Here is a 13020-nt window from a genome sequence, read left to right as displayed (position 1 = left end):
ATAATCAGGACTGTCGTCCTGACTATAGTCATATTATAAGAGAAATAGGAGGGTTTGCGCGTGAAATAATTTGTGAACGACATACATTGTCCTTTTTGTCCAAAATATGAACAAGAAAAGGTAGTAAAAGTCACCTTCGTTTTCAATTTGTTCACAAATAAAGGTGAGCCCTTGGAATCATTGATTTATAACTTTGGCGTAAGAAGCCTGTGAAGGGAGAAACCAGGAAAATGGGTGAATAGAAAGTGTATAAAAAGTGAACAAAAAGTGAAAATCCTGTCTTTCAGGCATTGTCACATATTTGACAAGCAAGCTATACTCATATCACAACAATCGCATCAAAATTCCCGTAAGGAAATATTTTCTCTATATAAAAAATACAATGACAAATGAATGAATAACCACTCATTTTATGTTAGAATGTTAGCGAAATAGTATGAAAGCGAATTCAATCATTCATAAAGATGATGTGGAAGGGGAGAGGACAATGTCGCTGTTTGAAGTGATCAATCTGGTTTTGTTCATCGCCGTTGCGGGTTATGCTTTTTATCTCTTCGGCAGTGTGGTTTATCGGCGGTATATGTACGTCCGCTTGGGGAAGCCCGCTGACTTTTCCATGGATGTCAAAAAAGCGCTCGACGAAGTGTGGATCAATGTCTTTGGACAGAAGAAGTTGTTGAAAGATGTCAAAAGCGGCATCATGCACGTGGTGATGTTTTATGGATTCATTGTGATCCAATTTGGGGCGATTGATCTCTTCATCAAAGGATTGGTGCCTGGCAAACATCTTCCCGTGCCCGCCTATCCGGTGTTCACCTTGATCCAGGAAATCACTACCTTCCTCGTATTGCTGGCGACGCTATACGCTTACTACCGTCGTTACATTGAGAAATTGCCGCGGTTGAAGCGCGGATTAAAATCCGGCTTAGTCATTATTTTTCTGACGAGCTTGATGGCTTCCATTCTCTTGTCGGCTGCCTTTGAGAAAGTTTGGTTAGGGCACGGTTCGTCATGGGACACGCCGATTTCTTCCGTGTTAGCTAGCCCATTTCTCGGTTGGATGGGTGCAGACGCTGGCCAAGTGCTGTTTTATGTATTCTGGTGGATTCATGCTTTGGTCTTGTTTTCCTTTTTGGTTTATGTGCCCCAGTCAAAACACTTTCATTTGCTGGTCGCTCCGCTCAACGTCTTCCTCAAGCGGCAACAACCACCAGCGAAGTTGTCTTTGGTCGATTTTGAAGATGAAAGCGTTGAAGAGTACGGCGTAGGAAAGATTGAAGATTTCAATCAGAAGCAATTGATTGATTTGTATGCCTGCGTAGAATGCGGGCGCTGTACCAATGTCTGCCCTGCAGCGGGAACAGGGAAGCTGTTGTCTCCGATGGATTTGATGGTTAAGATGCGTGACCACTTGACCATGAAAGGGGCGGCGATCACCTCCAAAACGCCGTGGGTACCCAACTTCGCCTTCGCAGAGGCAAACCAAGCTTCGTTGCGGTTGGCTGGCCAGGGTGAGTATCCGGTTAGCTTGATCGGCGATGTCATCACAGAAAAGGAGCTGTGGGCTTGTACCACCTGCCGCAACTGTGAGGATGCCTGCCCGGTGATGAATGAACACGTAGACAAAATTATCGATATGCGCCGCTACTTGGTAATGACTGAAGGGAAGATGAACGCCGAAGCTTCCCGGACGTTCTCCAATATCGAGCGCCAAGGCAACCCTTGGGGCATCAACCGCAAGGATCGCGACAAATGGACGGCAGACGCAGAAGTGAAAGTGCCCACGGTCAAAGAAGAAAAAGACTTCGAATATCTCTTCTTCGTCGGTTCGATGGGGTCGTTTGACAACCGTAGCCAGAAAATCAGCCGGGCGTTGGTAAAGGTGTTGCATCACGCAGGCGTCAAGTTCGCTATTTTGGGCAACAAAGAGAAAAACTCCGGGGACACGGCCAGACGGATGGGCAATGAGTTCTTGTTCCAACAATTGGCCGCTGATAACATCGCTTTGTTTGAGAAGCATCAAGTGAAGAAGATCATTACCATCGACCCTCATGCTTACAACACGTTTAAAAACGAGTATCCTGATTTGGGCTTGACGGCGGAAGTGTATCATCACACGGAAGTGTTGGCTGATTTGATCAAAGAAGGGCGCATCAAACCGACCAAAGAGGTGAATGAGCGGATCACCTACCATGATTCCTGTTATTTGGGCCGTTACAACGGCGTGTTCAGCGCGCCCCGCTACATTCTGAGCCAGATTCCGGGCGTGGAAGTGGTCGAGATGGAACGCAACCGCGAAAACGGCATGTGTTGCGGCGCCGGTGGCGGGATGATGTGGATGGAAGAAACAGAAGGGGTGCGGGTGAACGTCGCGCGTACGGAACAAGCGTTGCAAGTGAACCCGACGGTGATCGGCAGTGCTTGTCCTTACTGTCTCACCATGCTATCGGATGGTACGAAGGCCAAAGAAGTGGAAGATCAAGTGAAAACGATGGATGTGGCCGAAATCTTGGCCTTGTCGCTGGAGTTTGATTCAGCAGCTGAGGTGGCGGACGGGGTTCACTAAGGAAGACAAAGGCTCGTTTGGAGTATCAAGTTAGACACGCTTTAGAAAAGGCTGTCGGGATCAAACCGACAGCCTTTTTGATGTGCAAAACCGCAGTGGGAAAGAGCGCGCAACTTGGCGGCAAACAGAATTAAATATGTTATTTGAATAGAAGAATTCGAATAACTATTGTTAAAACAGAATGGTTGAGGTAATCTGAAAATGAAGGCGTTTTCATTGTGCCGGAGTGCCGAACGAACGCTCGATAGAATGAAAATCAACCTATGGGGGGTGCCGATCATGGCAGAAACCGTGATTTTAGGAGGGGCGCGTACGCCGTTTGGCAAGTTTGGCGGAGCATTGCAAGGAGTGACCGCGGCGGAGTTAGGCGGCGTTGCCATCAGAGGTGCGTTGACGAAGGCGGGGATTCCTGATGAAGCGGTGGAAGAAGTGATCATGGGCATGGTTTTGCAAGGGGGAGCGGGACAGATCCCTTCCCGGCAAGCGGCGCGTCATGCGGGTTTGTCTTGGGAAGTGGGTACGGAGACGATCAACAAAGTCTGCGCTTCCGGCTTGCGTAGTGTCACACTCGGCGACCAAATCATCCGGGCGGGGGACGCGGATGTGATCGTCGCCGGTGGGATGGAGAGTATGAGCCAAGCTCCATACATGCTGAAGGGCGCGCGGTTTGGTGAGCGCATGGGTCATGGGGAGCTGACGGATTTGATGATCCATGACGGGCTGTGGTGCGCTTTTCACGGTGTGCACATGATCGTGCACGGAAGTCGGACGGCGAAGGAACAAGAGGTTTCTCGCGAAGAACAAGACGCTTGGGCACTGCGGAGCCACCAAAAAGCGCAAGCTGCTGTCGAAGCGGGATGGTTTGCGGAAGAGATCGTGCCGGTGACAGTGAAGGCGAAACGGCAGGAAGTGGTGGTGGATCAGGATGAATCAATCCGGCCTGACACCAGCTTGGAGAAACTGTCCAAATTGAAGCCGGTGTACGACACCAACGGAACCATCACAGCGGGGAACGCGCCGGGAGTGAATGATGGGGCGGCCGCACTTGTCGTCGCTTCAGCCAAACGGGCGGCTGAGCTTGGAGTCCAACCGCTGGCTACGATCGTGGGGCATGCTGCTGTTGCCATGGAAGCCAAAGACTTCCCCATCACCCCCGCTTACGCCGTGAAAAAATTGCTCAAAAAACATGGCTTGACCGCGGATCAGATCGATTTGTACGAGATCAATGAGGCGTTTGCTGCCGTCGCTTTGGCCAACATGAAGTTGTTGGGAGTCAGCGAGGAGAAGGTGAATGTGAATGGCGGCGCGGTTGCTTTGGGTCATCCGGTGGGAGCGAGCGGAGCCCGGATTCTGTTGACGTTGATCCACGAATTAAAGCGTCGCGGCGGCGGTTTAGGCGTAGCGGCTATTTGCAGTGGGGCTGCGCAAGGGGATGCCATTTTGGTAAGAGTGGATGGATAGAAAGGAGCGAGTGGAGATGGAATTGCAACGCGTAAGTGTGATCGGCGCTGGCCAGATGGGAGGCGGTATCGCCCAAGTGGCTGCGCAAGCCGGATATCAAGTGGTTTTGCTTGATACGACAGAAGAACGTGTGCAAGCCGGTTTGGATCGGATCGGCAGCTTGTTGTCGCGCAGTGTGGAGAAGGGCAAACTGTCGGCGGAGGAGCGGGAAGCTATTTTGGGACGGATCTCGCTCACCACAGATCTGGCTGTGGCAGGTCAGGATGCCGACTTGGTCATTGAGGCCGTGGTGGAAAAAATGGAGGTGAAAGCCGAGATCTTCACGCGCTTGGATGAGTACTGTCCGAGTCATACGATTTTGGCTAGTAACACCTCGTCCCTACCTATCACAGAGATTGCCGCAGCCACCCGTCGCCCGGAGCAAGTGATCGGTATGCACTTTATGAACCCCGTGCCAGTGATGAAGTTGGTAGAAGTGATTCGCGGATTGGCCACGAGTGAGGAGACATTCCAAGCGGTGATGGCGGCAGCGGAACGGATGGGCAAGACGCCTGTGGAAGTGAACGATTATCCTGGTTTTGTGTCCAACCGCATCTTGATGCCCATGATCAATGAAGCGATTTTCGCCGTCTATGATGGCGTGGCTACGCCAGAAGCGATCGACGAAGTGATGAAATTGGGCATGAATCATCCCATGGGGCCGTTGACGTTGGCCGATTTCATCGGCTTGGACACCTGCTTGTACATCATGGAAACGCTTTATGAAGGGTTTGGCGACAGCAAGTACCGCCCCTGCCCGTTGCTCAGAAAATATGTGAAGGCGGGTTGGCTGGGCCGCAAGAGCGGTCGGGGCTTTTATTCATACAGCTAAGGCGAGGCAACAGGAGGAGTGGAGAGGGATGCACTTTCTGTTAACGGAAGAACTAGAAATGATGCGCAGAATGGTGCGTGATTTTGCAGAGAAAGAGATTACTCCCTATTTGGAGTCCATGGATGAAGGAGATCAGTTTCCGCGGGAAGTGATCCGGCGCATGGGCGAGGTTGGGCTGATGGGCATCCCCATCCCCGAAGCTTATGGTGGGGCAGGAGCTGACTTTTTGTCTTACATTTTGGCTTTGGAGGAAATATCCAAGGTCAGCGCTACGGTTGGCGTCATTTTGGCTGTGCACACATCTGTGGGAACGATGCCGATTTTGAAATACGGCACAGAAGAACAAAAACAAACCTATGTCCCACGGATGGCTCGGGGGGAGTACTTGGGGGCGTTTGCGCTAACCGAACCACAGGCCGGATCGGATGCCGCGCGCATTCGTACGCAAGCCCGCCGCGTCGGGGATCGGTATGTGCTGTCGGGGAATAAGGTGTTCATCACCAATGCGGGTGAAGCGGACGTGTATGTGGTGTTCGCGGTGACCGACCCCGACAAGGGAACCAAAGGCATCTCGGCATTTATCGTGGAGAAGGACACCCCAGGTCTCACCATCGGGAAGAAAGAGAAGAAGATGGGGATGGGCGGGTCCAACACCAGCTCTTTGATTTTTGAAGAGATGGAAGTGCCAGTTACTCAGCGGTTGGGTGCAGAGGGGCAAGGCTATGAAGTGGCGCTGTCCAATTTGGCTGGCGGACGGATCGGCATCGCTACCCAAGCGCTGGGAATTGCGACAGCGGCATATCAAGCAGCGCTTCAGTACGCCAAGGAGCGCAAGCAGTTCGGCAACACGATCAGCCGCCTGCAAGCCATTCAGTTTAAGCTGGCCGACATGGCTACTGAGATTGAGGCTGCTCGCTTGCTCACTTACCGCGCGGCCGTGTTGCGAGAAGAAGGGGCCAACTGCAAGAAAGAAGCGGCGATGGCTAAAATGTTCGCCTCAGATGTGGCCATGCGCGTGACCACGGAGGCGGTGCAAGTGTTTGGTGGATACGGGTATACGCGGGAATATCCAGTGGAGCGGCTGTTCCGTGACGCGAAGGTGACACAAATCTATGAAGGAGCCAATGAGATTCAGCGGCTTGTCATTGCCAATGAAGTGCTTTCGTCCTGATAGGATTGTAGAAATCCTTGCTCATGGATATGGAAGCAAATAGGAAGGGATTTAGGAGAGCTATCACATGTGGCATCCACCATCCGGGCGTGTCCAAACAGGTTGTGGCCTCTTTCACATAGTTTTTTTGCGGACACGCCTTATAACAGAGATCAGGAGGGCAAAACATGCAGTTTCGATTGTCAGAAGAGCATGAAATGATGCGCAAAATGGTGCGTGAATTCGCTTTGCAAGAAGTGGCGCCGAGTGCCGGAGAGCGGGATGAGGAAGAGCGGTTTGACCGGTCCATTTTTGACAAGATGGGTGAGTTGGGCTTGACCGGGATTCCGTTTCCAGAGCAGTGGGGCGGTGCGGGGGCTGATTATCTCAGTTATGTGATTGCCGTGGAAGAATTGTCCCGCGTGTGCGGATCAATCGGAGTGACATTGTCGGCACACATCTCCCTAGCAAGCTGGCCCATCTACAAGTTTGGCACTGACGAACAGAAAGAACGTTTTTTGAAACCGCTTGCTGAAGGAAGCAAATTGGGCGCGTACGGGTTGACCGAGCCTGGCTCCGGCTCTGACGCTGCCGGGATGAAAACGACAGCGGTACGCGACGGGGATGACTATATCCTCAACGGAAACAAGATTTTCATCACCAATGGCGGAGAAGCGGAAATCTATGTCGTGTTTGCGGTGACTGATCCGACCAAGAAGCACAAAGGCATCACTGCTTTCATCGTAGAGAAGGGCACGCCTGGGTTTTCCATCGGCAAAAAAGAGAAAAAGCTGGGTATCCGGTCATCACCGACCACGGAAATCATTTTTGAAGATTGCCGCATTCCGGCCAGCCAGCGGTTGGGGGAAGAGGGGCAAGGCTTCAAAATCGCCATGATGACGCTGGACGGTGGGCGTAACGGCATCGCTGCTCAAGCGCTAGGTATCGCCCAAGGCGCCTTTGACGCGGCCCGTGATTACGCCAAAGAGCGCAAGCAATTCGGGCAGCCGCTGAGCAAACTGCAAGCCATCCAATTCAAGCTGGCGGATATGGCCACACAGATTGAAGCGGCGCGTTTGCTGACGTATCAAGCGGCTTGGTGTGAGTCCGAGGGACTTCCTTATGGAAAGGCTTCAGCCATGGCTAAATTGTATGCGGGGGATATCGCGATGCAAGTGACCACCGAAGCAGTGCAAATCTTCGGCGGATATGGGTACACCAGGGAGTATCCGGTCGAGCGGATGATGCGCGACGCCAAGATCACGCAAATCTATGAAGGAACCAACGAAATCCAACGTGTCGTCATAGCCAATTATTTATTGAAATAAGCGGGAGGAACGGCGATGGAGACATGGCTGACACAGATCAAGGAGGGAAACAAACGGCAGATCGCCCGCCTGATTAGCCGGATGGAGAATGGGGACCCCGAGAAAGAAAAGTGGTTAGACGCATTGTATCCCCATACAGGCAATGCCCAATTGATCGGCGTCACCGGTTCACCGGGCGCTGGCAAAAGCACTCTCATCGCCGCCTTGATTCGCCTGTTGCGCCACATGGGAAAAACAGTGGGGGTGTTGGCGGTTGATCCGACCAGTCCCTTCACTGGTGGGGCGATCTTGGGGGACAGGGTGCGGATGACGGAACACGCGTTGGATGAGGGGGTTTTCATCCGCAGCATGGGAAGCCGGGGGGGATGGGGCGGTTTGGCCCAGGCCACCTCAGAGGCAGTCCGTGTGTTGGACGCGGCAGGGTATGATGTCATCTTGATCGAGACCGTGGGCGTTGGGCAGGCGGAGTGGGACATCATGCATCTGGCTGATACCGTCACACTGGTGTTAAACCCGACGGCGGGCGATGTGGTGCAGGTGTTCAAAGCAGGAATCATGGAAATCGCCGATCTGTTTGTGATCAACAAGGCTGATCTCCCTGGGGTATCGCGCTTAAAGCAAGAGATACAAGATTTGTTGACTTTATCCAAGCATGACGCCCTATGGCACCCGCCGATCATTGAAACGTTGGCGACAGAGGAGAAAGGGTTGGAAGATTGGTGGGAAGCGGCGGAACGACACTATGCCCATCTGCGGGGGCATGGCTTATTGGTGCAGAAGCGGAGAGCGCGCATCGAAAAAGAAGTGAGCGACTTGGTTTTTTCCGCTTGGCGGGAACGTTTCAAGGCCAAACAACAGGCGCCCCGCTTCCGGCGGGATATCCAGGACGCATTGGATCAACGCATCAGCCCGCATGAGGTGGCGCGCCGTTGGCTAAAGGAGGAATTACGAATTGAAACGCAATTCCAAGCTGATCCCGTCGATGATTAAGGATCAGCGCCTGATCGCGGAGCGGCGGCGGCAGATCATCGAAGGGGCGGTACGGCTGTTTGTGAAAAAGGGATTTCACAAGACCACTACGAGGGAAATCGCGCGGGAGTGCGGGCTGTCGATCGGCACGATGTATGAATACATTCAAAGCAAAGAAGATGTGCTATATCTCGTTTGTGAAGACATCCACTCGGATTTGGAAAAGCGGCTGTTGGAAGTGGTGATCGAGTCCGATTCGGGGATGGAATCCCTGCGCAAAGGGTTGAAACAGCTGTTTCGCGTGATGGATGAAATGCGTCCGTTGGTGCTATTGATCTACCAGGAGACCAAGTCCTTGCCGAACGACAAGATGAAGTATGTGTTGAGCAAAGAAGAGGAAATCACGGGGCTTTTTGAAAGGATTTTGCATAAAGGGATGCAGGACGGAACGATCGGCATCGACCCATCTTCTATCAAATTGATGGCTCATAACATCATGGTGATGGGACAGATGTGGACATTCCGCCACTGGTCGCTCGGCAAGCACTATGACGTGCAGGAGTACACGGATCGGCAGATGGCGTTGTTGCTGGGTGAGTTTACCAATGGAGGGAAGCGGGATGGAAACAGAAGTGATTCGACCTAAACATGCGGTGCGCTTTGTGACGGCAGCCAGTCTGTTTGACGGGCATGACGCTTCCATCAACTTGTTTCGTCGCCTGTTACAGGCATCAGGGGTGGAAGTAATCCATCTGGGTCACAACCGTTCCGTAGATGAGATTGTGGAAGCGGCAATCCAAGAGGATGTCCAAGGCATCGCGGTGTCGTCTTACCAAGGAGGCCATATGGAGTTTTTCAAATATATGGTCGATTTGTTAAGGCAACGGGGTGCTGGGCACATCAAGGTGTTCGGGGGAGGCGGGGGCGTCATTATTCCCCAGGAAATAAAAGAGTTGGAGGCGTATGGCGTCGCTCGCATCTTTTCCCCGCACGATGGCCGCCAGTTGGGCTTGCAGGGGATCATCAATACCATGGTGCGCGAAACCGACTTTCCGACGGTCGGCGAGATCACATGGGAAATGGATGCCCTTTCTGAAGGGAACACGCAAGCGATTGCGCGTCTCATCACAGCAGCGGAAGAAGTGGCCGAGGCGGATGGAGGGCTCGATTATCTCCGCCAGGCGCTGGATGAATTGCGCCTCCAACCACCGGTGGACAAAGTGATTCCTGTGGTGGGGATCACTGGCACGGGGGGAGCGGGGAAAAGCTCTTTGACCGATGAATTGGTACGGCGTTTTGTTGAGGACTTCACTGATAAAAAAGTGGCGGTACTCTCAGTGGACCCCTCCAAGCAAAAGACGGGAGGCGCCTTGCTGGGTGACCGCATCCGCATGAACGCGGTTCACCATCCGCGCGTTTATATGCGGAGCTTGGCCACAAGGAGAACGCGTTCGGAGTTGAGCGCCGGCATCCGGGATGCCATCGCAGTGTTGAAACGAGCCGCATATGATTTGATCATCGTTGAAACCAGCGGAATTGGGCAAGGCAACGCCGATGTAGTAGGGATCAGCGATGTGTCCTTGTATGTGATGACCTCCGAATTCGGTGCCCCCTCCCAGCTGGAGAAGATTGAGATGCTGGATTACGCTGACCTGGTCGCCATTAACAAATTTGACCGCAAAGGTTCGGAAGACGCTTTGCGCGACGTCAAAAAACAATTCCGTCGCAATCACGGGCTGTTTGACGCGCCGGATGAAGCGATTCCTGTCTATGGCACCATGGCTAGCCGGTTCCATGATCCGGGGACAAATCGGTTCTACCGGGCACTGATTGAAAAAATCAATGAGAAATGTTCGCTCGCTTGGCAAACGACGTGGGATGGCACCGAGGATGATGTGACCAAGGGGCGCGCCATCATTCCGCCGGAGCGGACGCACTATCTGCGCGAGATCGCGGCTACCGTTCGCAAATACCATGCGGAATCCGAGGAGCAGGCTCAGCTGGCCACCCAATTGTACCAGCTGGAAGGAACCAAAGCGTTGCTTGCGGAAGACGATGATCTCAATGAGCGGCTCTCGGCCAAAATCAGGGAAATCGAAGAGCGGTTGGCGCCAGAGAGCAAAAAGGCGTTGGCGGATTGGCCAAAAGTGCAAGAGGCGTATCGGCAAGACGTGTTTATCACCAAAGTGCGGGATCGGGAGTTGCGGGTGCCCCTCTTCACGGAAACATTGGCTGGCTCGCGTATCCCCAAAGTGGCCCTGCCTAAGCTAAAGGATTGGGGCGACTTGTTGCGGTGGTTCCGCAAAGAGAACCTGCCAGGTCATTTCCCCTTCACCGCGGGTGTGTTTCCGTTCAAGCGGGCTGATGAGGACCCGAAGCGGCAATTTGCGGGAGAAGGAACGCCTGAGCGCACCAACAAGCGCTTTCATTACTTATCTAAGAATGATACAGCCAAACGCTTGTCCACTGCGTTTGACAGCGTGACCCTGTATGGGGAGGACCCTGCCGAACGGCCCGACATCTACGGGAAAATCGGGGAATCCGGGGTGAGCATCTGCACGCTGGAAGATATGAAAAAGCTGTATGCTGGCTTTGATTTGTGCGCGCCCAACACCAGTGTGTCGATGACGATCAACGGGCCCGCGCCCATCATCTTGGCTATGTATTTTAACACCGCTATTGCCCAACAAGTGGATCGATTCCGGGAACGGGAGGGCCGGGAACCGTCAGCGGAAGAGAGGGAGCAAATCAAAGCAGAGACGCTACGCAGTGTGCGGGGAACGGTACAAGCCGATATTTTGAAAGAAGACCAAGGGCAAAACACCTGCATTTTTTCAACAGAGTTTGCCTTGAAGATGATGGGGGACATTCAGGAGTATTTTATTGAGCATGGGATTCGCAATTATTATTCGGTCAGTATCAGCGGTTACCATATCGCCGAAGCGGGTGCCAATCCCATTACCCAGCTGGCGTTCACCTTGGCCAATGCCTTCACGTATGTGGAGTATTATTTAAGCCGAGGCATGAAGATCGACCAATTCGCCCCCAACTTGTCCTTCTTTTTCAGCAACGGATTGGATGCCGAATATTCCGTGATCGGCCGCGTCGCCCGTCGGGTGTGGGCGATCGTGATGAAGCATCTCTATAAGGGCAATGAGCGTAGCCAAAAGCTGAAGTATCATATCCAAACATCCGGCCGTTCACTGCACGCCCAGGAGATCGACTTCAATGATATTCGCACCACATTGCAAGCGTTGATGGCTATTTACGACCAGTGTAATTCGCTCCACACCAACGCTTATGACGAAGCGATTACCACGCCAACCGAGGAATCGGTGCGCAGAGCCATGGCGATCCAATTGATCATCAACCGGGAATTGGGCTTGGCTAAAAATGAAAATCCGTTGCAAGGCTCCTTCATCATTGACGAATTGACCGATTTGGTGGAAGAAGCGGTGTTAAAGGAGTTTGAGCGGATCAGCGACCGGGGCGGCGTGCTGGGAGCGATGGAAACGCAGTACCAGCGCGGCAAGATTCAAGAGGAATCGTTGTATTATGAAACGAAAAAGCACTCGGGCGAATTGCCGATTATCGGCGTGAACACCTTTGAAAATCCAAATCCGCCGGCAGAAACGGTAGAGATTGAATTAACCCGGGCCACACCGGAAGAGAAGCAAGCGCAAATCGACCGGCTGAGGGCGTTTCAACAGGCGCACCGCAACGAGGCGACGGAAGCGCTGGAACGGTTGAAGGAAGTGGCTCGAAGCGGTGGCAACTTGTTCGCGGAGTTGATGGAAACGGTGAAAGTGGCGAGCCTTGGGCAAATTACCCACGCCTTGTATGAGGTGGGCGGACAATATCGGCGAAACATGTAGATCGGTTCCTTTGCTTTCAGCCCTGTGGGCAAGAGCTTAGGTAGCCCGAGATTGAGAGCCGCGTAAGCCTACTTGTTTGCGCCCGGCATTCTTTGATGGATGCCGGGCTTTTTCCATGCGTAGGGATGTTTTTTAGGAAGATTGGTTGACTTCAACCGTTTTTTGGATAAAATAGTTGTACGAGAAACATAGGGATTTTGTGGACTTCGCCCTGAGGGAAGGATGTGTCCAGGTTGAATGACAACCTCGCTTTAGAAAAGATCAAAGAAACGTCGATGGTTGATCTAGCGTACGATCTGCTCAAACAAAGAGGCGACGCGATGCAATATAGAGACATCATGGCGGAAGTTGCGAAGAAAAAGGAATTTACCCAAGAGGAAGTTGAACAATATATCGCGCAATTGTATACAGAAATCAACATTGACGGACGCTTCGTTTGTGTGGGCAGAGGCACTTGGGGCTTGAGGGAATGGTATTCGACCGAGCAGGCAACCGATTCCGCTGTGGCCATGAACGTGAAAGACGATTATTTAGACGAAGACATGGATGAAGACTTGTTTGAAGCGGATGACGAGGATTACGGAAATGCCGGCCTGGATGAATTGGATGATATTGAGGTGCCTTATGCTGACAAAGATACGCCTTTTGACGGTGATGAGGATGCATTGCCGGACGAAGACGTGGAAGATGACGAGGAAGACGCGCTTTAATCCTTGACAAATAAAGGTACGTGAGATAAATTATTTTTTGGGCTCATTATGAACGGAAATGAAAAGAGCGCCCCTGCATTCGGGGGCGCT

9 protein-coding genes are annotated in these 13020 nt (G+C 52.5%); all 9 read left to right on the top strand.

From position 1 onward, the window contains the following. Positions 1-487 precede the first annotated feature (487 nt). Positions 488-2566 (top strand): (Fe-S)-binding protein, encoded by a 2079-nt coding sequence (locus CLV36_RS04020; protein ID WP_106341813.1) that lies wholly within the window; start codon positions 488-490, stop codon positions 2564-2566. Positions 2567-2845: 279 nt separating this feature from the next. Continuing rightward, entirely contained in the window at positions 2846-4027 is a 1182-nt protein-coding gene (locus CLV36_RS04015; RefSeq protein WP_022737341.1) for an acetyl-CoA C-acetyltransferase, read from the top strand. Positions 4028-4043: 16 nt separating this feature from the next. Then, positions 4044-4898 (top strand): 3-hydroxybutyryl-CoA dehydrogenase, encoded by an 855-nt coding sequence (locus CLV36_RS04010; RefSeq protein ID WP_106341812.1) that lies wholly within the window; start codon positions 4044-4046, stop codon positions 4896-4898. Between the two features lie 28 nt (positions 4899-4926). Beyond that, entirely contained in the window at positions 4927-6069 is a 1143-nt protein-coding gene (locus CLV36_RS04005; protein WP_106341811.1) for an acyl-CoA dehydrogenase, read from the top strand. A 167-nt stretch (positions 6070-6236) separates the two neighbouring features. Beyond that, positions 6237-7376, top strand: a complete 1140-nt coding sequence (locus tag CLV36_RS04000) for an acyl-CoA dehydrogenase (RefSeq protein WP_106341810.1) — start codon at positions 6237-6239, stop codon at positions 7374-7376. Positions 7377-7391: 15 nt separating this feature from the next. Next, entirely contained in the window at positions 7392-8366 is a 975-nt protein-coding gene (gene meaB / locus CLV36_RS03995) for a methylmalonyl Co-A mutase-associated GTPase MeaB (protein ID WP_106341809.1), read from the top strand. Continuing rightward, positions 8329-8991: a TetR/AcrR family transcriptional regulator gene (locus CLV36_RS03990; protein WP_245888276.1), complete on the top strand. Its 663-nt coding sequence runs from the start codon at positions 8329-8331 to the stop codon at positions 8989-8991. The genes meaB and CLV36_RS03990 overlap by 38 nt, the downstream gene beginning before the upstream one ends. Beyond that, positions 8966-12220, top strand: a complete 3255-nt coding sequence (icmF, locus tag CLV36_RS03985) for a fused isobutyryl-CoA mutase/GTPase IcmF (RefSeq protein ID WP_106341808.1) — start codon at positions 8966-8968, stop codon at positions 12218-12220. Before CLV36_RS03990 ends, icmF begins: the two co-directional genes overlap by 26 nt. 233 nt (positions 12221-12453) lie before the next feature. Next, complete coding sequence (gene rpoE, locus CLV36_RS03980; protein WP_102993669.1) at positions 12454-12930, top strand: DNA-directed RNA polymerase subunit delta; 477 nt, start codon at positions 12454-12456, stop codon at positions 12928-12930. The last annotated feature ends 90 nt before the right edge of the window (positions 12931-13020 follow it).

Origin of the sequence: Laceyella sediminis, assembly GCF_003003125.1 — a bacterium.
Taxonomy (GTDB): Bacteria; Bacillota; Bacilli; order Thermoactinomycetales; family Thermoactinomycetaceae; genus Laceyella; species Laceyella tengchongensis.
This window is presented reverse-complemented; position numbering and strand designations above follow the sequence as displayed.